Origin of the sequence: Sinomonas atrocyanea (assembly GCF_001577305.1) — a bacterium.
Lineage (GTDB): Bacteria > Actinomycetota > Actinomycetes > Actinomycetales > Micrococcaceae > Sinomonas > Sinomonas atrocyanea.
In genome coordinates this window covers 3749618-3775473 of sequence record NZ_CP014518.1, presented here as the reverse complement: position 1 = coordinate 3775473, position 25856 = coordinate 3749618, and the positions used below count along the sequence as shown (strand labels likewise).

The 25856-nt window shown below is 72.5% G+C and carries 22 protein-coding genes and 1 pseudogene; 8 read left to right on the top strand and 15 right to left on the bottom strand.

Features of this window, described 5'->3' with window-relative positions:
• Positions 1 to 20: 20 nt before the first annotated feature.
• On the bottom strand, positions 21 to 1265 hold the full coding sequence (locus SA2016_RS17340) for an MFS transporter (protein ID WP_141305575.1): 1245 nt from the start codon (positions 1263 to 1265) through the stop codon (positions 21 to 23).
• A gap of 124 nt (positions 1266 to 1389) precedes the next feature.
• On the opposite strand from SA2016_RS17340, the gene SA2016_RS21570 reads away from it, so the two are divergent.
• Positions 1390 to 1827: a DUF6326 family protein gene (locus SA2016_RS21570; RefSeq protein ID WP_157089146.1), complete on the top strand. Its 438-nt coding sequence runs from the start codon at positions 1390 to 1392 to the stop codon at positions 1825 to 1827.
• A gap of 46 nt (positions 1828 to 1873) precedes the next feature.
• On the opposite strand, the gene SA2016_RS17330 is transcribed toward SA2016_RS21570, so the two are convergent.
• The 7 genes from SA2016_RS17330 to SA2016_RS17300 all read right to left on the bottom strand — a co-directional run bounded on the left by SA2016_RS17330 (position 1874) and on the right by SA2016_RS17300 (position 9976).
• On the bottom strand, positions 1874 to 2956 hold the full coding sequence (locus SA2016_RS17330) for a DUF2891 family protein (protein WP_066500513.1): 1083 nt from the start codon (positions 2954 to 2956) through the stop codon (positions 1874 to 1876).
• A 28-nt stretch (positions 2957 to 2984) separates the two neighbouring features.
• Positions 2985 to 3953, bottom strand: coding sequence for a DUF979 domain-containing protein (locus SA2016_RS17325; protein ID WP_066500510.1), 969 nt, complete (start codon positions 3951 to 3953; stop codon positions 2985 to 2987).
• A complete protein-coding gene (locus tag SA2016_RS17320; RefSeq protein WP_066500508.1) occupies positions 3950 to 4687 on the bottom strand; it encodes a DUF969 domain-containing protein in 738 nt (245 codons plus the stop codon). The genes SA2016_RS17325 and SA2016_RS17320 overlap by 4 nt, the downstream gene beginning before the upstream one ends.
• Before the next feature lie 340 nt (positions 4688 to 5027).
• Positions 5028 to 5705 carry a GntR family transcriptional regulator gene (locus SA2016_RS17315; protein WP_066500505.1) on the bottom strand — a complete coding sequence of 226 codons (678 nt, stop codon included), beginning with the start codon at positions 5703 to 5705 and terminating at the stop codon, positions 5028 to 5030.
• Positions 5706 to 5740: 35 nt separating this feature from the next.
• A complete protein-coding gene (locus SA2016_RS17310; RefSeq protein ID WP_066500503.1) occupies positions 5741 to 7513 on the bottom strand; it encodes an acetyl/propionyl/methylcrotonyl-CoA carboxylase subunit alpha in 1773 nt (590 codons plus the stop codon).
• Entirely contained in the window at positions 7506 to 9224 is a 1719-nt protein-coding gene (locus SA2016_RS17305; RefSeq protein ID WP_066500496.1) for a 5-oxoprolinase subunit B/C family protein, read from the bottom strand. Before SA2016_RS17305 ends, SA2016_RS17310 begins: the two co-directional genes overlap by 8 nt.
• Positions 9221 to 9976, bottom strand: coding sequence for a LamB/YcsF family protein (locus SA2016_RS17300; protein WP_066500493.1), 756 nt, complete (start codon positions 9974 to 9976; stop codon positions 9221 to 9223). The genes SA2016_RS17305 and SA2016_RS17300 overlap by 4 nt, the downstream gene beginning before the upstream one ends.
• Positions 9977 to 10201: 225 nt before the next feature.
• On the opposite strand from SA2016_RS17300, the gene SA2016_RS17295 reads away from it, so the two are divergent.
• Together SA2016_RS17295 and SA2016_RS17290 are read left to right on the top strand one after the other, a co-directional pair.
• Positions 10202 to 11464 (top strand): MFS transporter, encoded by a 1263-nt coding sequence (locus SA2016_RS17295; protein ID WP_066500491.1) that lies wholly within the window; start codon positions 10202 to 10204, stop codon positions 11462 to 11464.
• A gap of 43 nt (positions 11465 to 11507) precedes the next feature.
• Positions 11508 to 12296, top strand: coding sequence for a putative hydro-lyase (locus tag SA2016_RS17290; protein ID WP_084249612.1), 789 nt, complete (start codon positions 11508 to 11510; stop codon positions 12294 to 12296).
• Between the two features lie 39 nt (positions 12297 to 12335).
• Here the strand turns inward: SA2016_RS17290 and SA2016_RS17285 are convergent, their stop codons facing one another.
• Entirely contained in the window at positions 12336 to 14990 is a 2655-nt protein-coding gene (locus tag SA2016_RS17285; RefSeq protein ID WP_066500486.1) for an ATP-dependent DNA ligase, read from the bottom strand.
• 242 nt (positions 14991 to 15232) lie between these two features.
• Positions 15233 to 15769, bottom strand: a complete 537-nt coding sequence (locus SA2016_RS17280; protein WP_066500483.1) for a flavodoxin domain-containing protein — start codon at positions 15767 to 15769, stop codon at positions 15233 to 15235.
• A gap of 154 nt (positions 15770 to 15923) precedes the next feature.
• Here SA2016_RS17280 and ku point away from each other — a divergent pair, with 154 nt between their 5' ends.
• Positions 15924 to 16868 carry a non-homologous end joining protein Ku gene (gene ku, locus SA2016_RS17275; RefSeq protein WP_066500481.1) on the top strand — a complete coding sequence of 315 codons (945 nt, stop codon included), beginning with the start codon at positions 15924 to 15926 and terminating at the stop codon, positions 16866 to 16868.
• 54 nt (positions 16869 to 16922) lie between these two features.
• Here ku and SA2016_RS17270 read toward each other — a convergent pair whose 3' ends face one another.
• Positions 16923 to 17792, bottom strand: coding sequence for a Rieske (2Fe-2S) protein (locus SA2016_RS17270; RefSeq protein ID WP_066500478.1), 870 nt, complete (start codon positions 17790 to 17792; stop codon positions 16923 to 16925).
• A gap of 105 nt (positions 17793 to 17897) precedes the next feature.
• Between SA2016_RS17270 and SA2016_RS17265 the strand changes: the two genes are divergently transcribed.
• Positions 17898 to 18188 carry a hypothetical protein gene (locus SA2016_RS17265; protein ID WP_066500476.1) on the top strand — a complete coding sequence of 97 codons (291 nt, stop codon included), beginning with the start codon at positions 17898 to 17900 and terminating at the stop codon, positions 18186 to 18188.
• A 192-nt stretch (positions 18189 to 18380) separates the two neighbouring features.
• Here the strand turns inward: SA2016_RS17265 and SA2016_RS17260 are convergent, their stop codons facing one another.
• From SA2016_RS17260 to SA2016_RS17245, 4 genes are read right to left on the bottom strand one after another with little or no spacing between them, the layout of a single operon-like run.
• On the bottom strand, positions 18381 to 18875 hold the full coding sequence (locus SA2016_RS17260; RefSeq protein ID WP_066500475.1) for a ribose-5-phosphate isomerase: 495 nt from the start codon (positions 18873 to 18875) through the stop codon (positions 18381 to 18383).
• Positions 18872 to 20617 (bottom strand): dihydroxyacetone kinase family protein, encoded by a 1746-nt coding sequence (locus SA2016_RS17255; protein WP_066500473.1) that lies wholly within the window; start codon positions 20615 to 20617, stop codon positions 18872 to 18874. The genes SA2016_RS17260 and SA2016_RS17255 overlap by 4 nt, the downstream gene beginning before the upstream one ends.
• A 36-nt stretch (positions 20618 to 20653) precedes the next feature.
• On the bottom strand, positions 20654 to 21427 hold the full coding sequence (locus SA2016_RS17250; protein WP_066500472.1) for an SDR family NAD(P)-dependent oxidoreductase: 774 nt from the start codon (positions 21425 to 21427) through the stop codon (positions 20654 to 20656).
• A gap of 41 nt (positions 21428 to 21468) precedes the next feature.
• The gene (locus tag SA2016_RS17245; RefSeq protein ID WP_066500470.1) at positions 21469 to 22293 is read right to left on the bottom strand and encodes a sugar phosphate isomerase/epimerase family protein; all 825 of its coding nucleotides are present in this window, start codon (positions 22291 to 22293) and stop codon (positions 21469 to 21471) included.
• A gap of 183 nt (positions 22294 to 22476) precedes the next feature.
• Between SA2016_RS17245 and SA2016_RS17240 the strand changes: the two genes are divergently transcribed.
• The 3 genes and pseudogenes from SA2016_RS17240 (at position 22477) to SA2016_RS17230 (ending at position 25776) form a co-directional block, all read left to right on the top strand.
• Positions 22477 to 23817 carry an MFS transporter gene (locus tag SA2016_RS17240; protein ID WP_066500469.1) on the top strand — a complete coding sequence of 447 codons (1341 nt, stop codon included), beginning with the start codon at positions 22477 to 22479 and terminating at the stop codon, positions 23815 to 23817.
• 62 nt (positions 23818 to 23879) lie between these two features.
• Positions 23880 to 24773 (top strand): transketolase, encoded by an 894-nt coding sequence (locus SA2016_RS17235; protein ID WP_371326666.1) that lies wholly within the window; start codon positions 23880 to 23882, stop codon positions 24771 to 24773.
• A pseudogene (locus SA2016_RS17230) lies at positions 24770 to 25776 on the top strand (transketolase family protein). The gene SA2016_RS17235 and the pseudogene SA2016_RS17230 overlap by 4 nt, the downstream one beginning before the upstream one ends.
• The last annotated feature ends 80 nt before the right edge of the window (positions 25777 to 25856 follow it).

Genomic DNA, 25856 nt, shown 5'->3' with positions numbered 1-25856 from the left:
GAACATCGGCGCCCCGCGGTTCACGCGGACCGGCCCCGGCCGACGAGGGCGAGGAGCCCGGCTGCGGTGACGGCGCCGAAGCCGATGATCGTCGCCGCGATGCCGAACGCGTCCGCGCCCCAGCCCAGCAGCGTGGCGCCGATCGGGGTGCTGCCGGCGATGAGGAGCACGAACAGGCTCATGACGCGCCCGCGCAGCCGGTCCGGCACCGCGCGCTGCAGCATGCTGTTCGCGGTGGTCGTGTACACCGTGCCGCTGGTCCCGGCGACGACCATGAGCGCCAGGCTCACCGGGTAGGAGCGGGAGACGCCGAGGGCCACGAGCACGACGGCGAGGACGGCCGCCGCGGCGACCAGCCGGCGTCGGCCGCCCGCCCCCAGGACGATGAGCCCGGCTCCGGCCACGAGCGAGCCGGCCCCGAACGCCCCCATGAGCGCGCCGAAGCCGTCCGCCCCCACGCGGAGGAGGTCCTGGGCGATGAGCGGCCCCGCCACGGGCCAGTTGAATCCGAAGGTGCCCACCACGGCCAGGGAGGTGAGGACGAAGAGGACCGCCGGGGTGTGGAACGTGTAGGCGAGGCCCTCCCGCAGCGCCCGGCGCCCGGGCCGCTCGCCGGACGGCTGGTGCAGGTCGGCGCCGCTCAGGAGCAGCAGGGCGGCGAGGGCGGCCAGGAAGCTCGCCGCGTTGAGGAGGAACACGGCCGCGGCGGAGGACTGCGCGAGCACGAGGCCGCCCAGGGCGGAGCCGACCATGCGGGTCCCGTTGAACTGGATGCTGTTCATCGTGACCGCGTCGGGCAGCAGGTCCCGTCCCACGAGCTCGGGCAGGAACGCCTGCTGCGTCGGGTTGTTGAAGGCGTTGGAGAGCCCGAGGACGAACGCCAGCGCCGCCAGGACCCAGATCTGCGGCGTCCCCACGAGCGTGAGGATGCCGAGGACCACCGCCTGGACGGCCGCGAGGGTCTGCGTGGCCAGCAGCAGGCGGCGCTTCGCCACCCGGTCGGCCAGTACCCCGGCCGGCAGCGTGAACAGCATCATCGGCAGGAACTGCAGCATCGTCACGGTGCCGAGCACGCCGGGGGAGTGGCTGATCTGGAGCACGAGCCAGGCCATGGCCACGGTCTGCATCCACGTCCCGGTCCCCGAGACGAGCTGCCCGGTCCAGAACAGGGCGAAGTTCGGCACGCCCAGCACGCGCACCATCTCCCTCGGCCGCCGGTGCCCCGGGGGCGGGGCCTGCCAGCCGTTCGTCTCGGGCCCGCTCACGCTCGCATCCTACGGCGGGGCGCCGGGAGGGGACGTTCGGCACTGCGGCGACGGAACCCCGCGGGCCATCCTGAACATGGAGGCCGCCCGGCCGGCGGCCCTCCGTCGCAAGGAGGTGGCGACGATGCAGTCGCTGATGTGGAAGTTCAGGATTGCCACGCTGTGGGTCTTCTACGCGGTGGGCATGGTCCTGCTGTTCATCCTGTCCCTCATGGAACCGGGCTTCATCGACGAGCTCAGGGCCGGACGGGTCGAGGGCATGCCGGTGGACGGCTTCCTGACCGTCATGATGTCCGGCTTCGTGCTCGTCCCGCTGGCCCTCGCGGTCCTGACGTTCGTGCTCTCGGACCGTGTGGGGCGGTGGGTCAACGCGGTGGGCGGCGCGTTCTTCGGCGCCATGATGGTGTGGGACGTCTTCGAGCATCTGGGAGGGCTCGTGGCCGCGCCGTTCGTGGCCGGCCTGGTGGCGCTCGCGGGCCTGCTGGTCCTCGCGCTCGCCGTCGCCGAACCTGCCCTCGACCACGCCCATGCGCGGCGCGCCGGGCGGCCCCTCGCGGCCTGACCCGGCGCCGGGCACAAGGTCCCAGGCGCCAGGGGCGAAGGCCCGGTCAGGCCGGCTCGTGCTCCCCGAGGGCCTCGATCGACTCGGCCGCGTCCCACGCGAAGCTCGCGAGCCAGTGGGTCGACATGAAGTCGCCGCTGTCCAGGCCCTTGAGCCCCGCGGCGAACAGGGGCTGCACCGCGGCGGCGAGCACCGGCTCCGGTGAGGCCGCCGCGGCGGGCGGCCCGCCGGCGTCGTGCGCGTCCCGGAGGACGGCGACGATGCGGGCCAGCTGCCCCGCGCGGCTCAGGTTCAGGCCGTGCAGGTGCACCATGTAGCCGTCGGTCTCGTCCGCCACGCCGACGGGCGCGAGCATGCGCGAGCCGGCGCCGAGGTCCGGGAGGAACCAGCCCAGCCACGCGGCGAACTCGCCCGGGGCCAGGACGCGGGCCATGAGGTCCGCCTCGGACAGCCCCGCGGAGAGGAAGTCCTGGCCGGACAGCTCCCACTCGGTGGCCCAGCCGGCGTCGTCGCCGAACCAGCGGCGGGCGGCCGCTTCGCAGGCCTGGGCCGCGTCGGTGCGGCCGAGCGCCCGGAACGCGTCCAGCATCCACGCGAGCCCGAACGCGGAATTGGTGTGGAGGCCGTGCCGGACGGGGAACTCCGCCGTGCCGAGCCACGCGGTGGCCAGGCCCGCGACCGTGTCGACGCAGCCGGCGAGGTTCTCGCCCCAGGCGCGCAGGCCGGCGTCGTCCGAGCCGGAGCAGGCCGCGGCGAGGCGCACGAGCCACGCCCACCCGTACGGCCGCTCCCACGAGGGGTTGGGGGCCAGGTAGGCGGCCTCGACCGCGAGCCTGTCCGCCGTGAGGTTCGCGCCGAGGGCCGCCCGGAGCTCCGCGGCGGTCTCCTCCGGCAGCGCGCCGGAGTCCAGCACGCTCACGCCCAGCCAGTGCATGTGCACGCACGAGTGCCAGTCGAAGGACGTGCCGAACGCGGGGTGCAGCTCGTGCGGCATGGACGTGTCCTCGGCCGAGCGCCGCACGTGGTGCGCCGCATACGGGTACTGGCGGCCCAGATTGTCCAGGACGACCTCGGCGCACCGCTGCGCCGCCGCGGGGAAGGGCGCCGCGGGGAAGAGTTCGTGGTCCATGGGGTCCTTTCGTGGTGGGTCCATGCGCCTAGAACGCGAGGAAGTACATGAGGGCGGTGTTGACCACGAGCAGCGGGATCGCGGTCCCGACCTGCGCGGTGATCACGCCGTACTTGTTCTTCATCTCGAGGAGCGCGGACGGGACGAGGTTGAAGTTCGCGGCCATCGGGGTGCACAGGGTCCCGCAGAAGCCGGCCAGCATGCCGATCGCGAACACGATCGCCGGGTTGCCGTGGAACTGCTGGACGAGGACCGGCCAGCCGATCGCTGCGGTCATGATCGGGAACGCCGCGAAGCCGTTGCCCATGAGGATCGTGAAGATGAACATGCCCAGGCAGTAGACGATCACGCCGGCGATGAGCGAGCCCTTGGGCATCACGGCGGTCGCGAGGGTGCCGACGGCGGTGCCGACTCCGGCCTTCGTGAAGAGGATGCCGAGGGTGGAGAGCATCTGCGGCAGCAGCGCGGCCCAGCCGATCGACTCGAGGATGCGGCGGCTCTCGATGATCGGGTTCAGCTTGTTCTTCGGCTTCAGAAGCACGACGGCGAGGACGGCCGCCACGATCGCGCCGATGGCCAGGGCCACCAGGGTCGTGTTCTTGGGGTCGAGGATCGGGGTTTTGCCGATGGTCAGGGCGGGCGCCGCAAGCACGAGGACCACCGTCACGACGGGGATGGCGAGGGCCGGGACGAAGAGCCGGTTGCCGAACTTCGCGGCGTACTGCACCCGCTCGGCCGGGGTGGAGGTTTTGGCCCGGCCGTGCTTGAGGCGGCCGGTGGCGGCGAGGGCCACGAGGACCAGGACCGCGACGCCGAGGATCCACGCCGGGGCAGTTCCGGCGGTGACCCACGTGCCGTAGAAGAAGCACAGGCCGAGCAGGCCCCAGAAGGATGAGGCGCCCACGCGGTGCGGGTGGTTCTCGTCGCGGGCGATCAGCGATGCCCAGGCGATGAAGAGGGCCCCGATGAGCCAGTAGACGGCTTCGACGTTGATCACTTGGCGTCTCCCAGCTCGGTGGTGGCGTCGACGGCGGCGGTGCTGTCCGCGTCGTCGCGGGTGGTGCCTGCGTACTCGCGGTCGAGCGCCCGGTCGAGGCGCAGCAGCCGGAAGCCGTGGATGAGGAAGGCCGCGATCGCCGTCGGGATGGCCCAGAGGGCGAGCTGGAGCGGCTCGAGGTGCAGGTGGTAGGTGGTGTCCACGAAGGTGGTGATGAGCAGGATCGAGCCGACCGCCACGAAGACGTCCTCGCCGAAGAAGACGCCCACGTTGTCCGCGGCCGCCGAGTGGCCCTTGATCTTCTCCTTGACCTTCTCCGGCACGTGGCCGTAGCGGCGCATCGCCGCGCCCTCGGCCATGGGGAACACGAGGGGTCGCACGGTCTGCGCGTGGCCGCCCACGGTGGTCAGCCCCACGGCGGCGGTGAGCTGGCGGATGGCGAGGTAGGCGAGGAGCACGCGGCCGGCGGTGAGCTTGGCGAGCTTGGCGATGAGGTTCTTGGCCTGCTCCTGGAGGCCGGAGTACTCGATGATGCCGATCACGGGCAGCACTGCCGCGAAGATCGTCACCGAGCGGCTGCTGGCGAAGCCGGAGCCGAACGCCTCGAGGATCTGGAGGGGGTTGAGTCCGCCGAGGAGTGCCGTGACGATGCCCGACACGGTGACGACGACGAGGGGGTTCAGTCGGATGGCAAAGCCAACGATGACCAGGAGTACCCCGATGAGTACAAGCATGATGGTCCGTTCCGGTGGGAGTGCACGAGCCCTGCGTCAAGGCCCCGGTGGGTGACGGCGCGCCGCGGCGCTGTGAGCTAGAGCATATCGGGTTGTTCAACAATCAAGCAAGGGGGTTGTTGAACAATCCCTCTGAAAGTCACCTCCTGAAAGTCACCTTCTGAAGGTCACCTTCTGAAGGTCAGCTCCTGAGGGCACCTCCTGTCGGCAGCCCACAGGAGATGACCCTCAGACGGAGACGCACCCGCGGAAGGTGACTCCCAGGCGGGACGCACCCGCAGGAGGTGGCACTCAGGAGGTGACTCCCAGACGGAGGGGGAGGGGGAGGGGGAGGGGGGGGTCAGCCGCCGATCGCCTCGAGGAGCTGGTGCTCGGCGCGGTTGAGGTACTGGGCCATGGCCTCGGCCGCCTGGGCGTTCCGGCCCGCTTCGAGGAGGCCAAGGATCTTCGCGTTCTCCTCGACGTAGGGCTCGTGGAAGCGCGGGTCGGCGCCCATCGTGGCGAACACGAGGCGCATCTCGGCCAGGACCTGCTCCATGAGCGCGCTCAGCCGCTCGCTCCCGGCCCGGGCCACGATCCCGCGGTGGAACTCCTGGTTCGCGTCCGCCATCGCGGGCACGTCGCCGGCCGCCGCCGCAGCCCGGGCGGTCCGGACGACGCCGGCCAGCGCCTGGGTGGGCTGCGCCGGAGACCACAGCAGCGCCCCCGGCTCGACGAGCCGCCGCACCCGGTAGATCTCCCGGATGTCCTCCGCGGTCGGGTGCGAGACGAAGACGCCCCGGTTGGGGATGCGCGTCACGACCCGCTCGGTGGTCAGGGTCGCGAACGCCTCGCGCAGCGTGTTGCGGGAGACGCCCAGTGCCTCCCGCAGCTCCTCCTCGGCGAGCTTGGCGCCGGGTGCGAGGCGGCCGTCGGCGATCGCCTGTCGCAGCTGCGCGGCCACCCACGAGCTCGTCTCGGCGTGTCTCGTGTTCCCGGCGGCGCGGCGCAGGCTCGTCAGGACCGCCTCAGTTGTCATGACGCCAGCCTATCCGCGCGCCCAGCCCCCGGAGGTCAGCTCCCGATCGTGGTCAGGACCGTTCCGGGCACGACGGCGTCGCCCGCCGCCGCGGCCCGCTCGCCGACCGTCCCGGCCCGGTGGGCCTGGACCGTGGTCTCCATCTTCATGGCCTCGAGCACCACCACGCCGTCCCCGGCAGCGACCTCGGTGCCGGGCTCGACGAGCCACTTGACCACGGTGCCGCCCATCGCGGCGGTGAGGTCCGCCGCGGAGGGAGCTCCGCCGTCGTGCGCGGCGCTCGCCGACCCCGAGGACCCGGAGCCAGCCGATGCGGCGGCGCCGGTCCCGGCCGCGAGCCCGGCCAGCAGGGACTCGGGCAGGCCGAGGGTCATGCGGCGGCCGTCGAGGTCGATCGCGAAGGTGCGGCGGCCGGCGTCGTGCGCGGCCGGGGCGGTGAAGTCGGGGCTCGCCGCGAGCTCCTCGGCGAACTCGGCCTCGATCCACGTCGTGTAGACGCCGAACGCGCCGTCCTCGGCGGCGAACGCGGGGGAGTCCACGACCGCCCGGTCGAAGGGCAGGACGGTGGGCAGGCCGCGGATCTCGAACTCGCGCAGGGCGCGACGGGCCCGGCGCAGCGCCTGCTGCCGGTCCGCGCCGGTGACCACGAGCTTGGCCAGGAGGGAGTCGAACTGGCCGGGGACGGTGAAGCCGTCGCGGACTCCAGCGTCCACGCGGATGCCGGGGCCCGTGGGCGGGGCGAACCGCTCGATGGTCCCGGGCGCGGGCAGGAAGCCCCGGCCCGGGTCCTCGGCATTGATGCGGAACTCGATCGAGTGGCCGCGCGGCTCGGGGTCCTCGAGCGCGGGCAGCACGTGCCCGTCGGCGACCGCGAGCTGCGCCGCGACGAGGTCGATTCCGGAGGTCTCCTCGGTGATGGGGTGCTCGACCTGCAGGCGCGTGTTGACCTCGAGGAAGCTGATGGTGCCCTGGCTGTCGAGGAGGTACTCGACCGTGCCCGCGCCGACGTAGCCGGCCTCGCGGCAGATCGCCTTCGCGGAGGTGTGGATGCGCTCGCGCTGCTCGGGGGTCAGGAAGGGGGCGGGCGCCTCCTCGACGAGCTTCTGGTGGCGGCGCTGCAGGGAGCAGTCGCGGGTGCCGACCACGATCACGTTCCCGTGCATGTCCGCGAGGACCTGTGCCTCGACGTGCCGGGGCCGGTCGAGGAACTTCTCCACGAAGCACTCCTCGCGCCCGAACGCCGCTCGGGACTCGCGCACCGCCGAGTCGAACGCCTCCTCGATCTCCTCCATGGCGCGCGCCACCTTGAGACCGCGGCCGCCGCCGCCGAACGCGGCCTTGATCGCCACCGGCAGTCCGTGCTCGGCGGCGAAGGCGCGCACCTCCTCGGCGCTCGCGACCGGCCCGTCGCTGCCCGGGGCCAGCGGCGCGCCGGCGCGGACGGCCACCTCGCGGGCGCTGACCTTGTCCCCGAGGAGCCGGATGGTCGCCGGGGAGGGGCCGATCCAGGTCAGGCCGGCGTCGAGGACGGCCTGGGCGAAGCCCGCGTTTTCGGAGAGGAAGCCGTAGCCGGGGTGCACGGCGTCGGCACCGGAGCGCTCCGCGACGGCGAGGAGCTTCTCCACGTCAAGGTACGTCTCGGCGGGTGCGGTGCCGCCGAGCGCGTAGGCCTCGGTGCACGCCTCGACGTGGAGGGCGGCCGCGTCCTGGTCAGCGTAGACGGCGACGCTGGCCAGCCCGGCGTCGTCGCACGCGCGGGCGATCCGGACGGCGATCTCGCCGCGGTTGGCGATGAGGACCTTACGCATGGGCATTTCCTTCTGGGGTCGTGGGGGCGGCGCCGGGCACGGGGACGAAGCGCACCCTGGCGCCCGGGGGAAGCTGGGCCGCGAGGTCGAGGTCGGCGCTGACGACGACGCCGATCACCGGGTATCCGCCGGTCACCGGGGCGTCGGCCAGGAACAGGACGGGCAGGCCGCTCGCGGGGACCTGGACGGCGCCGCGCGCGGTGCCCTCGCTCGTGAGCTCGCCGCTGCGGGCGCGTTCGAGCGGGGCCCCGTCGAGCCGGACGCCCACCCGGTTGGACTGCGACGTGACGGTCCACTCCTGCCCGAAGAAGGCCCGCACGGACGCATCGGTGAACCAGTCCTGCCGGGGCCCTGTCAGCACGCGCAGCTCGGCGGGAGCGGCGGGATCCGGGAGCGGCGGGGGCACCTCCGGCAGCCCGACCACATGGGCGCCGCGGGTCGAGGCCACGGCGAGGGCGTCCCCAGCCGCGAGCGGTGCGGGGCCGATCCCGGAGAGGGTGTCCGTCGAGGCGCTGCCGAGGACACGATCCGCCTCGAGGCCGCCGCGGACCGCGAGGTACGTGCGCAGCCCGCGGGCCGGGGGACCGACGGTGAGGGTCTCGCCGGCCAGGAGGGCGAACGGGGCGTCCAGCGGCGCATCCCTCCCCTGTGAGGGGTCATGTCCCTGCGCGGTGCCGGGCCCGGTGATGCGCAGCGGGACGCGTGCGCCGGTCACGGCGAGCACCTGGTCCCGTTCGGCGCGCAGCTCGAGGCCGCCGAGGAGCACCTCGAGTCCGGCGGCATCCGGGGCGTTGCCGGCCATGCGGTTGGCCCGGCGCAGCGCGCCGCGGTCCAGCGCCCCGGCGGGGCTCACCCCGAGGGCCGCGCGGCCGGGCCGCCCCGCATCCTGCACCGTGGTCTGCAGGCCCGGGCGCACGACGACGAGCCCCGCCTCCGCGCGCGCCGTCGCCTCGCCACCGGCGGAAATGGTGGCTTGAGCACGGTGCGGGGCGCGCGCACCGTGCTCAACTCCACATTTGACGGGGGCCGCTCCGGGCGCGGGAGCCGCAAGGGACGCGGACGCCCGGACCGGCAGGAACTGCACGCGGTCGCCGGGCGCCACGAGCGCGGGGTCCTCGCGGGAGAGGTCCCACATCACGGCGTCCGTGTGCCCGATCAGCTGCCACCCGCCCGGGGATTCCCCGGGGTACACGGCCGAGTAGGCGCCCGCGAGGGCCACCGATCCCGCCGGGACCACGGTGCGCGGTGAGGTGCGCCGCGGGACGGACGGGGCGGCGTCGTGCGTCAGGTAGGCGAACCCGGGCGCGAAACCGCCGAACGCCGCGTCCCACACGGCCCCGCTGTGCGCGGCGACGAGCGCCTCCGGCGAGAGCCCGGTGAGGCGGGCAGCCTCCTCGAGGTCGGCGCCGTCGTACACGGTCTCGATGTGCACGAGCCGGCCGGGCGCGCGCTCGGCGTCCTCGAGGTGGAGGGCCCGCACGTACGCGGCCGCGCGGGCCACGGCGTCGGGGGAGGCGGCGACGATGAGCACCGTGGTCGCGGCGGCCACCACGTCGACGACCTCGAGGTCCCCGGCGTGCTGCGCTGCGGCGAGCTTGGAGGTCAGCGCCAGGACGGCGCCGAGGGTGCGCAGCTCGACGAGGACGGCGCGGTCGCCGGCGGGCCGGAGGCCGAGGACGGGGTTCTGGACCGCGGCCGCGTGGGCGGTCATGCGAAGCTCGCGATCCCGACGCCGGCCTCGGCCACCGCTGCCCGGACGCGGGCGGCCATGGCGACGGCGCCCGGGGTGTCCCCGTGGACGCAGATGCTGTCCGCCGCGATGCGGACGATCGAGCCGTCGATGGCCTGGACCTTGCCATCGAGGATGCGCAGCACGTGCTCCACGATCCCGTCGAGGTCGTGCAGCACGGAGCCCGGCTCGCGCCGGGAGACGAGGGTGCCCTCCGGGGTGTAGGCGCGGTCGGCGAACGCCTCGGTGACGGTGCGCAGGCCCGCGGCCTCGGCCGCGCGCTGGATCTCGGAGTTCGGCAGGACGAGCAGCGGCAGGCCGGGGGCCACCTCGGCCACGGCCTTGGCGACCGCCTTCGCCTGGGTCTCGTGATGCACGATCGTGTTGTAGAGCGCTCCGTGCGGCTTGACGTAGCGCACCTCGGTGCCGGCCGAGCGGGCCAGGGCCTCGAGGGCGCCGATCTGGTAGATGACGTCGTCGATGAGCTCCTTCGGCGCCACGTCCATGAAGCGCCGGCCGAATCCCGCGAGGTCGCGGTACGCGGGGTGCGCGCCGATCACGACGCCGGCCGCGGCCGCCGCCTCGCACGTGGCCCGGATGCCGCTCGGGTCGCCGGCGTGGAAGCCGCAGGCGACGTTGGCGCTCGAGACGCTCTCGAAGATCGCGGCGTCGTCGCCGAAGGTCCAGTTGCCGTAGGACTCGCCGACGTCGCTGTTGAGGTCAATGCTTGCCATGGTGATCTCCGTCTCACGAGGTGGTGATCCAAGCATGCATCAATCGGCCGGATTGTTCAACAATCTTTGCTGAGTTGCTCCGGGGACCCGCGTGAGCTGGGTCACGAAAACCTCTGGACAGATTGTTGAACAAAGTTCTAGGGTGGTGGGTACCTCGGGCGATGACGCAGTGGCGCCGCCCGGCACAGTCTCCGGGCGTCCGCCCCCAAGAATCGTGAGGTTGCCATGTCTGATGTCGAAAACCAGGTCAGCGAGGACACTGGGCGCTTCGCCTGGTACCGCACCCTCGGGGAGCGCGGACGGAGGGCCTGGATCGGCGCCTTCGGCGGATACGCCCTCGACTCCTACGATTTCCAGGTACTGCCCCTCTCGCTCGTCGCGATCGGCGCCTACTTCCACCTCTCGACCGGCCAGGCTGGCCTCCTGACGACCGTCACACTGGTCGTGTCGGCCATCGGCGGCGCGCTGGCCGGGGTGCTTGTCGACCGCATCGGGCGCACCAAGACGCTCATGATCACGGTGGGGACCTTCGCACTGTTCACGGTCCTGTGCGGCTTTGCCGGCAGCTTCGAGCAGCTGCTGGCCTTCCGCACGCTCCAGGGGCTCGGCTTCGGCGGCGAGTGGGCCACGGGGGCGATCCTCGTGGCCGAGTACGCGAAGCCGAAGTACCGCGGGCGTGCGGTGGCGTTCATCCAGAGCTCGTGGGCGGTTGGTTGGGCGCTCTCGGTCCTCGTCTACACCCTGGTCTTCAGCTTTGTTCCCGCGGCCACGGCCTGGCGCGTGCTCTTCTGGACCGGCGCGCTCCCGGCCGTGCTGCTCCTGTTCCTCCGTCGCAACGTCACAGACGCTGACGCGGCGACGGAGCGGAGGCTCTCGAGCGAGAAGCGGGGCAGCTTCCGGGACATCTTCACCGGCCCCTTGGGCCGCACCACGCTCTTCGCCTCGCTCCTGGCGACCGGGGTCCAGGGCGGCTACTACACCCTGGCCTCGTGGATCCCGACCTATCTGAAGGTGGATCGGGGCCTCAGCGTGGTGGGAACGGGCGGCTACCTGACGTTCCTCATCTCCGGGGCCTTCATCGGGTACGTCTCCGGCGGGTATCTCACCGACCGTCTTGGACGGAAGAAGACGTTCCTGCTCTTCTCGGTCCTGTCGGCCCTGATCATCTTCGCCTACGTCAACATCCCCGCCGGCGCCAGCATGCTGGTGCTCGTCCTGGGCTTCCCGCTGGGCTTCTTCACTTCAGCAATCTTCAGCGGGTTCGGCTCGTTCCTCTCGGAGCTCTACCCGGCTCACCTCCGTGGCACCGGCCAGGGGTTCACGTACAACTTCGGCCGGGCCGTCGGGGCGTTCTTCCCCACGCTCGTGGGATTCCTCGCCACGACGCTGGGCGTGGGAGGGGCCATGATCTTCGGCGCGGCGGGGTATGGCATCGCCGTGCTGGCACTGCTGGGCCTGCCGGAGACCAAGAACCGCGAACTCGCCTGACCGCCCGAAGAATCGCCCGACGAGGAGACCACCCTTGACGACCATGAACCTAGCCCCCCAGTCCGCGCATCCGCGCCAGGCCCGGACGGTATTCCGCGGCGGCCTGGCGGTGCCCACCTCGGGCTGGTCCGCCGGCTACACCCAGCTGAACATGATCTCAGTCCCCGCCGACTGGGCCTACGACGTGCTGCTGTTCTGTCAGCGGAACCCGAAGCCCTGTCCCGTGCTGGACGTGACAGACCCGGGATCGACGACGACGGCGCTGGCCTCCGAGGCTGACCTGCGTACCGACATTCCGCGCTACCGTGTGTGGCGCGACGGCCACCTCGACGGGGAGCCGGCCGAGGTCGTCGAGGTGTGGCGCGACGACCTCGTGACGTTCCTGATCGGCTGCAGCTTCACGTTCGAGTCGCCGCTGGTCGAGGCCGGCATTCCGCTCCGGCATGTTGATCAGGGCAGGAACGTCTCCATGTACCGCACGGACATCGAGTGCCGCCCTGCGGGCCGGATGCATGGGCCGATGGTCGTTTCAATGCGGTATGTCCCGGAGGACCTCGTCGACACTGCAGTCCGGCTCAGCGCCCGGATGCCCGCCGTCCACGGAGCCCCGGTCCACGTGGGCGATCCGGCGGCCCTCGGCATCGCCGATCTGGCAGCCCCCGACTACGGCGACGCGGTCGCGCCCGCGCCCGGCGACGTTCCGGTGTTCTGGGCATGTGGCGTGACCCCGCAGGCCGCGCTGCTTGCCTCGAGGCCGCCCTTCGCGATCACCCACGCCCCCGGATACATGTTCATCAGTGATGTGCCCGACTCGGAATACCTGATCCAGTGATCCTTTGGCCGCGCCGCGCCTCAGCGAATGGTCCGGCGTTCAGCCCTCCAGCACCACGTCCGCCGCGGCCTTGTCCGGCCGCCAGCCCCGCCAGACGGGGTGACGGAGTCGTCCGCCGCTCGTGAGCTCCCCGTACCGGACCTCCGCGACGAGCTTCGGCGTGACCCAGTGGGCGTCCCGCGTGTCCTCCCGGGGCACGCCGTCGAGGGGCGGGGTCTTGCGCTCGAGGGGGCGCAGCCGGGACGAGACCTCGGCGAGCATGCGGTCCGTGAAGCCCGAGCCGACCCGGCCCGCGTACCGCAGCACGCCGTCGTCGTCCGGGATGCCGAGCAGGAGGGAGCCGACCGTCCCCGCCCGGCCGCCCTTCCCCTCGCGCCAGCCGGCCACCACGACCTCCTGGGTCTTCTCGTGCTTGATCTTCACCCACGCGCCCGAGCGGCGGCCGGCCTCGTAGCGGGCTGAGGGACGCTTGGCGATGACGCCCTCGAGGCCGTGCTCGGCGGAGGCCTCCAGGACGTCGTCGATGCTGCCGTCGAAGACGGGGGAGAGCTGCGCGCTCGCGGGCAGGCCGCCCTCGGCGAGGAGCTCGAGGGCCGCCCGGCGCTCGCGGAACGGCAGCCCGGTGAGGTCGCGCCCCTCGTACTCGAGCAGGTCGAACAGCACGATCTGCACGGGCACCGCCCGCCGGGCCCTCTCGACGTCGGTCGGCCGGCTGAGGTTCATGCGCTGCTGCAGGAGCCCGAAGTCGGGGCGGCCGGTCGGGCTCTGGGCGATGATCTCGCCGTCGAGCACGGCGGCCCCGAGCTCGGCGAGGTCGGCGAGCTCGGGATAGGTGAGGGTCTGGTCGATCCCGTTGCGGCTGATCAGCCGGGCCGAGCCGGCCCGGGTGTCCACGATCGCGCGGATGCCGTCCCACTTCATCTCGAACATCCAGTCGCCGTGCCGCACCAGGCCCGCCGTGCCGGACTGGGCGAGCATCGGGGAGGCGGGCGCCCCGGACGTCGCGGGTGGCCCGGACGTCGCGGGTGGCCCAGACGTCGCGGGCGCCCCGACCTCGGCGTCGGGCGCCCCGGCCCCGGCGTGGGGGCCGCGCCGCCAGTGCCCCTTGGCCTGGTCCTTCATGAGGTGCGCGAGCCAGTTCTCCTTCCCGGCGGACCCCTTCTCCGTGCGGATGAGCGCGAGCCGGACGCCCCCGCCCGGCGGATTCCCGCCGCCGGCCAGCCCCTCGGCAACGGACTCGAGCCCGCCGCCCTCGCGTCCGTGCAGGATCACGATGATCTCGTCCTCGCGCCACTTCTCGGCCTCATAGGTGCCGGTGTCCCAGACGGACATGTCGCCGGCCCCGTACTCGCCCTGCGGGATGCTGCCGGAGAAGGTGAGGTACTCGAGCGGATGGTCCTCGGTGTGCACGGCGAGGTGGTTCTTCCCGGTGCTGGTCGGAATGCCCTTGGGGATGGCGAACGAGGCCAGCACCCCCTCGTGCTCGAGCCGCAGGTCCCAGTGCAGCCGGCGCGCGTGGTGCTCGTGGATCACGAAGGCGTCGCCGGCGCCGGGCGTGGGCGCCTCGGCTGGGACCGGTTCCGGAGTCTTGGCGGCGTCCCGCTTGGCCCGGTACACCGTGAGCGGGTCGGCTCCGGCCGCGGCGGTGCCCCCGGCGGATGCGGCGGACGACGGCGCGCGGGCGCCGCCGTCGTCGTCCTCGCCGGAGGAGCGGGAACCGCTGGAGGAACCCGAGCGGGCACCGGCGGCGGCGCGGGCCCGCGGGCGGGACGAGCGGCTGGAATCGTGCGTCCCGGCCAGCGCGGGCGGGTGCAGCGGCGCGAACAGGTCCCCGAACGTCTCGAGGCGCTCCGCCATCTCGGTGTAGCGCACGTGCGCCAGGCCGGGGGAGCCGATCTCCTCCCAGGTCCGCGGGGCGGCGACCATCGGCTGGACGCGGCCGCGCAGCGAGTACGGGGCGATCGTGGTCTTCTGCCCGCTGTTCTGGCTCCAGTCCACGAGCACGCGGCCGTGCCGGAGCGTCTTCTTCTGGTCGGCGACCACGAGGTCCGGGTGGTCCGCCTCGAGGGACTTCGCGAGCTCGCGGGCCACGGCGGAGACGGCCTCCCACTCCTGGCTGCCGTCGAGCTTCGCGTAGAGGTGGATGCCCTTGGACCCGCTCGTGACCGGGACGGACAGCAGGCCCATGTCGTCGAAGATCGGCTTGACCAGGTGCGCGACCTCGACGCACTCGGGCAGCCCCGCGCCCGGGCCCGGATCGAGGTCGATCACGAGCCGGTCCGGGTTGATCATGGTGTCCTCCTCGACCGCGCGCCACTGCGGCACGTGGATCTCGAGGGCGGCGATCTGGGCGAGCCAGACGAGGGTGGGCAGGTCGTTGACCAGGGGATAGGTGTTGGTCGAGCGGCGGTGGTGGAGCGTGACCCGCTGGACCCACTCGGGAGTGGATCGCTCGTCGAGGTTCTTCTGGAAGAACAGCTCCCCCGGATCGTCCGCGGTGCCCACGCCGTGCACCCACCGCTTCCGGGTCGCGGGCCTGTCCCGGATGGCCGGGATCATGACGGGGCCGACCATCCTGTAGTACTCGATGACATCGCCCTTGGTGGTCCCGGACTCGGGGTACATGATCTTGTCCAGGTTGGACAGGCTGATCCTGCGGCCCTCGATCTCGACGGTCTCGCGCTGCGCTGCCATGCGGCTAACCTCCCATGCGCCCCGGTCAAGGGGAAGATGTCCCCTTGGGTCTACCCGTCGGGGCGCCGGTCGAACCGGGGCGTGGTGTCCGAGCAGCGCGGACGAGGCCCCCGGTTCCGGACGCTGCCCCCTGCCGGAGCGGGGGGCAGCGTCCGGAACAGGGGGCAAGACCCGCGGAACCGAGAAGCGGCGCCGCGGTCCCGGAGCGGCGCCGGCCCCCTGGCCCCGGCGCCGGCCCAGACCTACCCGGCCCGCAGCTCCTCGGCGATGCCGTGCGCCCAGGCCTCGACCTCGTCCCAGTCGCGGAAGTCGCCGGCGGGCAGGGAGCCCCGGGGGTTCCCCGGCAGGTGCTCCATGATCTTCTCCATGAGCCCCACGGGCTCGGATTCCGGGTCCCACTTGCCGAAGAACACGTGGTCGCCCCTCACGTTGAGCTCATCGGCGAACTTGTCGAACTCGCGCGGCTCGCTGCTCTCACGGACGTCGCGGCCCTCCTTGTCCACCGTGTCCTCGCCGAGGGGTCCGCTCGCGAAGAGCCAGACCGGCCGCTCGGCCAGGTCCCGGTGGTGCCGCTTGGCGAAGGCGGTCGCCGCATGCATCCAGTGGAGGGCGTAGGCCGCGCTGCCGAGGACGACGGCGTCGTAGTGCGTCACGTCGTCGACCTCCTCGACCGGTCTGACGGTGACGGGAAACCCCTCGGCGGTCAGCGTCGAGCCGATCCGCTCGGCGATCCCCTGGGTGGCCCCGTGCTTGCTCGCGTAGGCGATGAGGACGTTCACGGCTGCTCCTTCGGTGGGCGGTGGCGGCAGGTCTGAAGCTCCTCCCACGGTGCGGCGCAGCGGTCCCGGAGCCAAGGGGAGAAGGGCCCGTCCTGCCCGCCGCGCCCGGGCCGATGGCCTATCCATCGTGTGGAATGTGCGGTTCACTGGGCTCATGCGGTCAATCTGGAAGGGCGCCATCAGCTTCGGCCTGGTCAGCGTGCCCGTGAAGGTGTACAGCGCCACCGAGGACCATGACCTCAAGCTGCACCAGGTCCATGACAAGGACCGGGGGCGCATCCGCTACCAGCGCCGCTGCGAGGTCTGCGGGGAGGTCGTCGAGTACGCGGACATCGACAAGGCGTACGAGGAGGGCGGCCGCACGGTCGTCCTCACGGACGAGGACCTCAAGTCCCTGCCGGTGGAGCGCAGCCGGGAGATCGAGGTGGTCGAGTTCGTCCCGGATACGCAGATCGACCCCATGTACTTCGAGAAGAGCTACTACCTCGAGCCCGAGAAGGTCGGGGTGAAGCCGTACCAGCTCCTGCGGCGCACCCTCGAGCAGACCGAGCTGACCGCCGTGGTGAAGTTCGCGCTGCGGCAGAAGTCCCGCCTGGGGGCGCTGCGCGTGCGCGGGGACGTCATGGTGCTCCAGGCGCTGCTGTGGCCCGACGAGGTGCGGGAGGCGGCGTTCCCCGTGCTCGAGGACACCGAGGTGAAGATCTCGGACAAGGAGCTGAAGATGTCCTCCTCCCTCGTCGAGAGCCTCTCCTCCGACTTCGAGCCGGGGCAGTTCACCGACGAGTACCAGGCCCAGCTGACGCAGCTGGTCGAGGCCAAGCTCGCCAAGGGCGATGCCGTGGACACCGAGGAGACGTTCGGCGCCCCGGCCGAGGAGGGCGAGGGCGCCGAGGTCCTGGACCTCATGGAGGCCCTGCGCCGCAGCGTCGAGAACCGGCGCAAGGCCGCGGGCGGCGCGAAGGAGTCCTCCGGCGCCAAAGCTCCGAAGGCATCCGCAGGCGGCCGCAGCCGCGCGAAGAAGGCGGAGGCGGACGACGCCGAGGACTCGCCTCAGGAGCAGAAGGCGCCGCCCAAACGGCGCACCCGCAAGACCGGCTGAGCCCCGGTCGCCGGGGGGGGGCGGCTCCGCCCGGGGGCCCGGGCGGAGCCGGCGCTACTTCTTGGCCCGGACCTGGACGCGGCCGTCCCGGACGCGGGTCTCGTAGCTCGGCTGCGGCGCGCTCGCGGGGCCCAGCACCGGGGCACCGTCGGCGAGGCGGAACTGGCTGCCGTGCCAGGGGCAGGTGACGCAGCCGTTCTCGATGGTCCCCTCGTTCAGGGGGCCGCCCGCGTGCGTGCAGACGTTGTCGAGCGCGACGATCCGCCCGGCGTCGCGCGTCACGAGCAGCGGGATCTCGCCGAGCTGGACCACCTTCGGGGCCCCGTCCGCGAGCTCGTCCTCGGCGAGGAGGTCCTCCCAGTCGAGCGGGCCCTCGTGGTAGGCCGTGTGGCTGACCTTGACGCCCTTCGAGTAGGTGAGATGGCCGCCGAGGTAGCCGCCCACGGCTAGGACGCCGAGTCCGGCCAGGCCCAGGGCGCGGCCCGCGGGGCGGCGTCCCGCGCGGCGGGCGGCAAGGGAGGCGGCGTATAGCCCGAGCGCCACGGTGTTCGCCGCGGCGTGGACCAGCCCCACCCGCTCGGTGGGCCCGTAGGTGTCCGACCAGTCGTTGAGGCCGGCGGCGGCGGTCGGCACGGCGGCGACCAGGCCGGCCGCGACGAGCAGGTCGGCGGCGGCCTCGGAACCGCGGCCATTCTCCGCGTCGAGCAGGCCCTTCACATCGAGCAGGGCCGCCATGCTCCAGGCCCCGATCGGCACATCGGTCAGGACGGCGTGCAGCGGGTGGCCGGTGGGGATGCCGCTGAGCGCGTTGCGGACCGCGCGCGGGCCGACGAGGGCGTGGGCCGCCTTGCGGACCGGCTCGGCCACTCGGTCGAGGAACTCCCAGCGCTCGAGCCGGCTGACGGCGTCGTCCAACAGGTTCATCGTGTTCTCCTTGGCGGCGGGGCAGGGGACAAGGCAGTCCTACCCGCGCCCGCGCGGCTGACGCAGGCCCGATTGATGCCTTCCGCCGCGGGGTACAGGTGCGGCATGACTGAGAACCCAGACATCGGCCAGACGGCGAATCTCAACGAGAACGACTACAAGACCGGCAACCCGGACCTCGAGCCCCGCGACTCGGGCGACCAGGCGAACGACATCCGCTTCAGCGAGGAGGAGCAGCTCATCCGCGAGCAGGCCCAGGGGATCCGCGCCCAGAAGGACACCGTGCCGCGCGACAACTCGGACGTCGACAAGGCGATGGCCGGCTTCGACGTCCCCGACGCCGACCTCAACAGCGACGCGAGCGACGACCCGCCCTTCCACGGCCAGGAGCAGTAGGGCCGCCGAGCCCTCACGCCCGGCGCGCCGCACCGGTGCTCCGACCTTCTGAAGGTCACCTTCTGTAAGTCACCTTCTGAAGGTCATGTTCTGGGAGTCACATGAGGTGACCCCCAGAACATGACCTTCAGACGCGGGGGGCGGAGGGGAGGGGAGAGAGTGGCGGACGACGGCGCCACTCGCCTCGGGTGCTCAGCAGCCCTCGTAGTCGCTGAGCACCTGCACCTTCGCGGCGGAGGCGGAGCCCGGGTCGAACGTGTACCCGATCCACTCCTTCGCGAGGCGCCGCGCGAGCTCGAGCCCCACCACACGCTGGCCCATGGTGAGGACCTGGCAGTTGTTGGACAGGATCGAGCGCTCCACGGAGAACGGGTCGTGCGCCGTCGCGGCCCGGATCCCGGGGACCTTGTTCGCGGCGATCGCCACGCCGAGGCCTGTCCCGCAGAACAGGAGCGCCCGGTCAGCCCTGCCCTCGCTGATCAGCTGCCCCGCAGCGAGCCCCACGTAGGGGTAGGGGCGGGCGAAGTCCTCGGCCTCGCGGTGCACGCCGATGTCGATCACCTCGGCCACCCGACCGTCCGCCTCGAGGTCCTTGAGCAGGGCGTCCTTGTAGTCCACCCCGGCCTCGTCCGAGCCGATGACGATCCGCAGGCCGTCCGTGGCGGCCGCCGTGTTCTGCCCGCTCATGCGGACACCTCCTCCTGGGTTGCTGCAACGATGGCGGGGCCGAGTGCGGCGAACACCGCGGCGAGCGAGGTGGCGCCGGGATCCGGCGTGCCCACGCTCTTCTCGGCGAGCGGGCGGGCCCGGCCCTTGCGCGGCGTCAGGCCGGCGGTCGCCGCGGCGGCGGACTCCGCGGCCCGGCACGCGCCGCCCCACGCCTCGGCGAGGCCCTCCCCGCGCACGACGGCGCGGCGCAGCTCCTCCTCGAATGGCACCAGGGCGTCCACGAGCGTCTTGTCGCCCGGCTGCGCGCCGCCGAGGGCCGCGATGCGCGCGGCAAAGGCCGAGATCCCGGCGGCGACCTGCGCCCCGTCCGGCACCTCGAGGTCCCCGAGGGCCTCGCCCCACGCGCGGAGCCCGGCGCCCCACAGGACCCCGGAGGTCCCGCCTGCCCGGTCCGCCCACGCGTCCCCGCCCGCGGCGAGGACGGACCCCGCCCCCCGGCCGGCCCCGAGCGCCTCGCGCGCCGCGGCCACGGCAGCGCCGGCGCCGCGGACCATGCCGCGGCCGTGGTCGCCGTCGCCGGCGACCGCGTCCATGGCGCCCAGCTCGGCCTCGAGCTCCGCGAGCCGGCCCGAGGCGGCCTCGAGCGCCGCGACGCACGCGGCGGCGTACCCGCGCGAGGCCTCGGACGACGGCGGCGCCTCGACGGCGGTGGCCGGCCCGCCGTCGTCGTCCGCGGACTCCACGGCGGAGGCGGCGGCGACGGCGCCGCGGCGGAAGGCGGGCGTCTCCGCGGGGGCCAGCCAGAGCTCCTCGAGCTCTTCGTCGAGCCAGGTCACGGTGAGCGAGACGCCGGCCATGTCCAGACTCGTGACGAGCTCGCCGACCTCCGGCGCCACGATCTCGTACCCGGCCTCGCGCAGGAGCGGCGCCACGGTGCCCCAGAGCACGAACAGCTCCTCGTGCTTGGTGGAGCCGAGCCCGTTGAGGATGACGGCGATGCGCCCCTGGTGCCCCTCGCCGGCCGGAGCCTCGGCGAGGACGCCCTCGACGAGGGGCCGCCCGAGCTCCGCGGCGGAGGGCAGGGGGACATCCCGCAGGCCGGGCTCGCCGTGGATCCCGAGCCCGAGGCCCATGTGCCCCTCCGGGAGGGTGAACAGGGGAGCGTCCGCGCCCGGGAAGGTGCAGCCGGAGAACGCGGTGCCGAGCGTGCGGGTGCGGCTGTTGGCCTTGCGCCCGATCCGCACCACCTCGTCGAGGCTGAGCCCGGCCTCCGCGGCCGCGCCCATGGCCTTGAAGACCACGAAGTCGCCCGCGATCCCGCGGCGGCGATCGGCCTCGGCGGCCGGTGCGGAGGCGACGTCGTCCGTCACGAGGACATTCTCGGCCCGGATGCCCTCGGCGGCGAGCCGCTCGGAGGCGAGGCCGAAGTTCATGACGTCCCCGGCGTAGTTGCCGTAGGTGAACACGACCCCGGCGCCGGTCTCGGCGGCCCGCGCCACCGTGCAGGCCTGCTGGGTGGAGGGCGAGGTGAAGATATTGCCCACCACGGCGCCGTCGGCGAAGCCCGCGCCGATGAGGCCGGCGAACGCGGGGTAGTGGCCCGAGCCGCCGCCCACGAGGACGGCGACCTTGGGCCGGGCGGGGCGGCGCCGGCGCACGGCACCGCCGGGCACTTGGCGGACGAGGTCGGCGTGGACGTCGCAGAAGCCGGCGAGGGCCTCGTCGGCGAAGTCCGCGGGATCGTTGGCGATGCGCGTCATGGTGAGCCTCCTGGGGCGGCGGAGCCGGGGCCCCGGTCAGTGGATGTGGCTGCCGCCGTTGATGTCCACCGTGGTGCCGGTGAGGTAGGAGGCGCCGTCGGAGGAGAGCCAGGTGATCACCGAGGCGATCTCCTCGGTCGTGGCGGTGCGGCCGAGGGGGATGTCGCGGGCGATCGCGGCCTCCTGCTCGTCGGTGCTGCCCACGCGGATGTTGGTGTCCACGGCGCCCGGGGTGATGGCGTTGACCGTGATGCCGGTCGGGGCGATCTCGCGGGCGAGGGCCTTGGTGAAGCCGAGGATGGCGGCCTTGGCTGCCGAGTAGGGCACGCGGCCGAACACGCCGCCGCCACGCTGGGCGGAGACCGAGGACATGTTCACGACCCGGCCCCAGCCGGCCTCGATCATGGCCGGAAGGAACGCCTTGGTGACGAGGTAGGTGCCGGTGGCGTTGACCGCCATGACCTTGTTCCACAGGGCGAGGTCCGTCTCGAGGAACGGCACGGGCGAGGTGATGCCTGCGATGTTCGCGAGCGCCCCGACCACGGGCAGGCGCCCAGCAGCGACCTCGGCGCCCACGGCGGCCGCCGCGGCGGCGACCGAGGCCTCGTCGGCGACGTCGACCTCGTGCCCGAAGGCGGGGACGTTGAACTCGTTGGCGATGTCCTGGGCGGTCTTGGCGGACTTCTCGCCGTCGAGGTCCAGGATGACCACACCCCATCCCTCGCGGGCGTAGCGGCGGGCGGTGGCCACGCCGATGCCCTTCTCGGAGGTGGCGCCGGTGAGGACGGCGGTGCGCTGGATGCTGCTCATGGTGGTTCCTTCTGTTCGTCTCAGTGAGGTCTGGGTGGGGTTCAGATGAGGTCGGTGATGAAGCTCGCGGCCTTGGCGGCGGCCGCGGGGCGCTCCCCGTGGGTGAGGTCGTGCGCCTCGAGCTCGAGCGAGAAGTGCCCGTCGAAGCGGGCCTCGCGGAGGGCGGCCAGGGCCCCGGCGAAGTCCACGGAGCCGTTGCCGATGCTGAGGTTGATGTTCCCCGGCATGGCGTCGCGGAGGTGGACGTGGGCGATCCGGCCGGCGAGGGCGGCAATCGCGTCCTCCGGCCGGCTCCCCGAGGCGACGACGTGGGAGAGGTCGACGACGTGCCGCACCCGAGTGCCCTCGAGCCGGTCGGCGAGGGCGAGGGCGCGGTCGAGGGTCCCGCACAGGCGGTAGTAGTGCAGCGACTCGGTCCAGAGCCCCACGCCGACCGCGGCCGCGCGCTCGGCCGCCGCCGCGAGCTGCTGGGCCACGCGGTCGAGGTCCTCGTCGAGGCCCGTGACCGGCTCGGGGCTGAGGGCGCCGCAGGGGAGCACGAGCGCCTTCGCCCCGACGGTGCAGGTCAGGGCGAGCAGGCGGTCGAGGTGCGCCGCCCGCGAGGCCAGCCCCGCGCCGTCGGGCGTGGCGTTGAGGTCGCCGATGTCCCCGTTGACGGAGCGCACGCGCAGCCCAGAATCGGCCACCCGGGCGGCCACGTCCGCGATGTCCGCGTCCGTGAGCTCGAAGGGCACGTGGTCGCACACTCCGGGGAGGGCGCCGAGGTCGATCTCCTCGAAGCCGAGGCCGGCCATGGTCGCGAGGGCCTCGGTGAGCGGCAGGTGCCGGAAGCTGATCGACGAGCAGCCGAGTCGGTCGTGGAACATCGGTGTCCCTCCGTGGGAAAGGAGCTGGTGTGACGTCAACCACGGTAGAGGGAAGCATTGTCAACAGTCAACCTCTAGTGCCGACTGTTGACAGTAATGGGTGACGCGCAGCACACTGGCATATCATGTCGACTGTCAACAGAGACGGCGGCAGAGAGAGAACCCTCTTTCGGAAGGAACGCAATGAGCAACGAGGCTCTGGCCATGCGCGGCCCGGTCCACGGCACGAAGGACGCCAAGCGCGTCGCCGTCGGCTCTGCCGTCGGGGCCGTCATCGAGACGTACGACTTCATCGGCTTCGGCACCGCAGCGGCCCTCTACTTCAACCACGCCTTCTTCCCCGGCGCCGACCCGGTCACGGGCACGCTGGCCTCCTTCGCCACGCTCGGCGTCGGCTTCGCTGCCCGCCCGCTCGGGGGCATCGTCGGCGGCCACCTCGGCGACCGACTCGGCCGCAAGCCGGTCCTCGTCACCTCCCTGATCATCATGGGCCTCGCGACGTTCGCGATCGGCCTGCTGCCCACCTACGCGGCGGTGGGCATCCTCGCGCCCGTGCTGCTCGTGGCGGTCCGCATCATCCAGGGCCTCGCGTTCGGTGCCGAGTGGGGCGGCGCGATCCTCATGAGCTACGAGCACGCCCCCTGGCGGCGCAAGGGCGCCGTGACCGGGATCGTGCAGGCCGGCTTCCCCGTGGGCCTGCTGCTGGCCAACCTCGTGTTCCTCTTCAGCGTCCACCTCGGCGACGAGTGGGCCTGGCGCATCCCGTTCCTCGCGAGCCTCGCGCTCGTGATCGTGGGCCTCATCATCCGCTCCAAGGTCCCCGAGTCGCCCGTCTTCGAGGACGTCAGGGACCACGGTGAGCTCGCGAAGTCCCCCGTCACCCAGGTGATCCGCGAGGACTGGCGCAACATCGTGCGGGGCATCGGCCTGCGCATCGCGGAGACCGCCGGCTACGCCGTGTCGATCACGTACATGATCTCCTACATCAACTCGTCCAAGCTCGCGGACAAGAACCAGACGCTGATCGCCCTGTGCATCGCCTCCGCCATCGGCATCATCGCCACCTGGAAGTGGGGCGCCCTGACCGACAAGGTGGGCCGCCGGCCGGTGTACATCGCCTCCTGCGCGTTCGCCGTGCTGTTCGGCGTGCCCATGTTCCTCCTGGTCAACACCGGCATGTTCCTGTTCATCGTCGCCACGATCGTGATCGCCTACGCCGTGTGCCAGAACTCCCTTGCCGGCGCCCAGGGCGCCTGGTTCCCGGAGCTCTTCCAGGCCAAGACCCGCTCCTCCGGCGCCTCGCTCGCCTACCAGATCTCGGCCATGGTCTCCGGCTTCACCCCGTTCATCACCACCCTGCTGTTCGTGAGCTTCGGCTGGGTCGGCCCCGCCCTGCTCTTCAGCGCCTACGGCGCGATCGGCCTCTGGGCCGCCCTCGTGACCCGCGAGACCTGGGGCCGCCGCGAGCGCGAGGCCGCCGAGCGGATCTCGGCCGAGACCCCCGCTCCGGCGCACACCCACTGAAGGAACCGAGGAAGACGCAACCGATGACCTCATCGACACTCGAACCCCGCACCGCCACCGGCATGGCCGAGCGCCGCGCCGCCGTGGAGGCCGCTGCGCACAGGATCCGCCGCCACGCCCTCTTCATGGGCGAGGTCCAGGGCCAGGGCTACGTGGGCCAGGCCCTCGGAGCCGCGGACATCCTGGCCACCGTGTACACGGACCAGCTCCGCTTCCGCCCGGAGGACCCGGAGTGGGAGGACCGCGACCGGTTCCTCCTCTCCACCGGGCACTACGCGATCGGGCTCTACGCGGCGCTCGCCGAGGCCGGGATCATCCCGGTCGAGGAGCTCGAGACCTACGGCTCGGACGGCTCCCGCCTGCCGATGTCCGGCATGTCCACCTACACCCCGGGCATGGAGATCTCCGGCGGCTCGCTCGGGCACGGGCTCACGGTCGCCGTGGGCCTGGCCCTCGGGCTGCGCTACCGCGGCAACGCCGCCCGCGTGGTCAACTTCCTCTCCGACGGCGAGCTCGACGAGGGCTCCACCTGGGAGGCCGCGATGGGTGCCGCGCACCACCGCCTGGGCCGGCTGACCGCCGTCGTGGACATCAACGCCCTCCAGGCCGACGGCGCGACCGCCGGCGTGCTGCGCACCGAGCCGGTCACCGACAAGTGGGCTGCGTGCGGCTGGCGCGTGTTCCGCGTGGACGGCAATGACGTCGGCGCCCTCCTGGAGGCGTTCGACGCCGCCGGGTCGGGTTCCGCGGTGACGGACGACGGCGAGGGGGCACCCGCCGTCGTACTCTGCGACACCAAGGTGGGTCGCGGCGTGCCGCTGCTCGAGCAGCGGGAGAAGGCGCACTTCATGCGCATCGAGGAGCACGAGTGGGCGATCTGCAACGAGCAGCTCGAGGCCGGCTGGGCCGCCCGCCAGGAGGCCAGCCAGGCGAAGGGCCAGGAGGAGAAGGCATGAGCACCGCAGGAGTGGCCATGGGCACGGCCCCGAAGCTGAAGACCTCGGCCATGATCGCCTCGTTCGCCGACCCGGGGCAGAAGACGGCCCCGGCACCGTTCGGGCACGCCCTCGCAGCGGCCGCCGAGGCGGACCCGCGGATCGTGGGCCTCACGGCGGACCTGGGCAAGTACACGGACATGCACATCTTCGCCGAGGCCCACCCGGACCGGTTCTTCCAGATGGGCATGGCCGAGCAGCTGCTCTTCGGCGCGGCCGCCGGCATGGCGGAGGCAGGCCTCGTGCCGTTCGCCTCGACCTACTCGGTCTTCGCGGCCCGGCGCGCGTACGACTTCATCTGCCTCGACATCGCCGAGCCGAACCTGAACGTCAACATCGTCGGCGGCCTGCCGGGCCTCACCACCGGGTACGGGCCCTCGCACCAGGCCACCGAGGACGTGGCGATCTTCCGGGGCATGCCCAACCTGACGATCGTGGACCCCTGCGACTCGATCGACATCGCCCAGGCGGTCCCGCAGCTCGCGGCCTCGGACGGACCGACCTACCTGCGCCTCCTACGGGGCAAGGTGCCCACCGTCCTCGACGAGTACGACTACGAGTTCGAGCTCGGCAAGGCCAAGGTGCTGCGCGGCGGGAACGACGTCGTGTTCGTCTCCTCGGGGCTCATGACCATGCGGGCGCTCCAGGCGGCCGCCGAGCTCGAGAAGCACCACGTGGACGTCGCCGTGGTGCACACCCCGACGATCAAGCCCTTCGACGAGGCCACCGTCCTCGCCGAGCTCGCGGGGACCGGCTCGCGGTCACGCTCGAGAACCACACCGTGGTGGGCGGCCTGTTCGAGACCGTCGCCTCGGCCCTGGTCCGCGCCGGCCGGGCCCGGCGTGTGGTCCCGGTCGGGCTCCCGGACGAGTTCCTCGACGCCGGCGCGCTGCCCACGCTGCACACCAAGTACGGGCTGAGCGTGGACCGGATCGTCGCGAAGGTCCTGTCCGAGCTCGGCTGAGCCGGACGCCGGAGTCACGGGCGGGCGCGGGCCTTCGGGCCCCGCCCGCCCTATCATGAGTGTCAACGGCTGTCAGGTGA

Excerpts from the sequence above, each read along its gene's own strand:
- SA2016_RS17250 (WP_066500472.1), bottom strand. The coding sequence starts at position 21,427 with ATGAGCAGCATCCAGCGCACCGCCGTCCTCACCGGCGCCACCTCCGAG.
- SA2016_RS17290 (WP_084249612.1), top strand. The coding sequence starts at position 11,508 with ATGAACCTAGCCCCCCAGTCCGCGCATCCGCGCCAGGCCCGGACGGTA.
- SA2016_RS17285 (WP_066500486.1), bottom strand. The coding sequence starts at position 14,990 with ATGGCAGCGCAGCGCGAGACCGTCGAGATCGAGGGCCGCAGGATCAGC.
- SA2016_RS17260 (WP_066500475.1), bottom strand. The coding sequence starts at position 18,875 with ATGAGCGGGCAGAACACGGCGGCCGCCACGGACGGCCTGCGGATCGTC.
- SA2016_RS17245 (WP_066500470.1), bottom strand. The coding sequence starts at position 22,293 with ATGTTCCACGACCGACTCGGCTGCTCGTCGATCAGCTTCCGGCACCTG.
- SA2016_RS17270 (WP_066500478.1), bottom strand. The coding sequence starts at position 17,792 with ATGAACCTGTTGGACGACGCCGTCAGCCGGCTCGAGCGCTGGGAGTTC.
- SA2016_RS17330 (WP_066500513.1), bottom strand. The coding sequence starts at position 2,956 with ATGGACCACGAACTCTTCCCCGCGGCGCCCTTCCCCGCGGCGGCGCAG.
- SA2016_RS17255 (WP_066500473.1), bottom strand. The coding sequence starts at position 20,617 with ATGACGCGCATCGCCAACGATCCCGCGGACTTCGCCGACGAGGCCCTC.
- SA2016_RS17315 (WP_066500505.1), bottom strand. The coding sequence starts at position 5,705 with ATGACAACTGAGGCGGTCCTGACGAGCCTGCGCCGCGCCGCCGGGAAC.
- SA2016_RS17320 (WP_066500508.1), bottom strand. The coding sequence starts at position 4,687 with ATGCTTGTACTCATCGGGGTACTCCTGGTCATCGTTGGCTTTGCCATC.
- SA2016_RS17295 (WP_066500491.1), top strand. The coding sequence starts at position 10,202 with ATGTCTGATGTCGAAAACCAGGTCAGCGAGGACACTGGGCGCTTCGCC.
- SA2016_RS17310 (WP_066500503.1), bottom strand. The coding sequence starts at position 7,513 with ATGCGTAAGGTCCTCATCGCCAACCGCGGCGAGATCGCCGTCCGGATC.
- SA2016_RS17265 (WP_066500476.1), top strand. The coding sequence starts at position 17,898 with ATGACTGAGAACCCAGACATCGGCCAGACGGCGAATCTCAACGAGAAC.
- SA2016_RS17235 (WP_371326666.1), top strand. The coding sequence starts at position 23,880 with ATGGCCGAGCGCCGCGCCGCCGTGGAGGCCGCTGCGCACAGGATCCGC.
- SA2016_RS17300 (WP_066500493.1), bottom strand. The coding sequence starts at position 9,976 with ATGGCAAGCATTGACCTCAACAGCGACGTCGGCGAGTCCTACGGCAAC.
- SA2016_RS17305 (WP_066500496.1), bottom strand. The coding sequence starts at position 9,224 with ATGACCGCCCACGCGGCCGCGGTCCAGAACCCCGTCCTCGGCCTCCGG.
- SA2016_RS17240 (WP_066500469.1), top strand. The coding sequence starts at position 22,477 with ATGAGCAACGAGGCTCTGGCCATGCGCGGCCCGGTCCACGGCACGAAG.
- SA2016_RS21570 (WP_157089146.1), top strand. The coding sequence starts at position 1,390 with ATGCAGTCGCTGATGTGGAAGTTCAGGATTGCCACGCTGTGGGTCTTC.
- ku (WP_066500481.1), top strand. The coding sequence starts at position 15,924 with ATGCGGTCAATCTGGAAGGGCGCCATCAGCTTCGGCCTGGTCAGCGTG.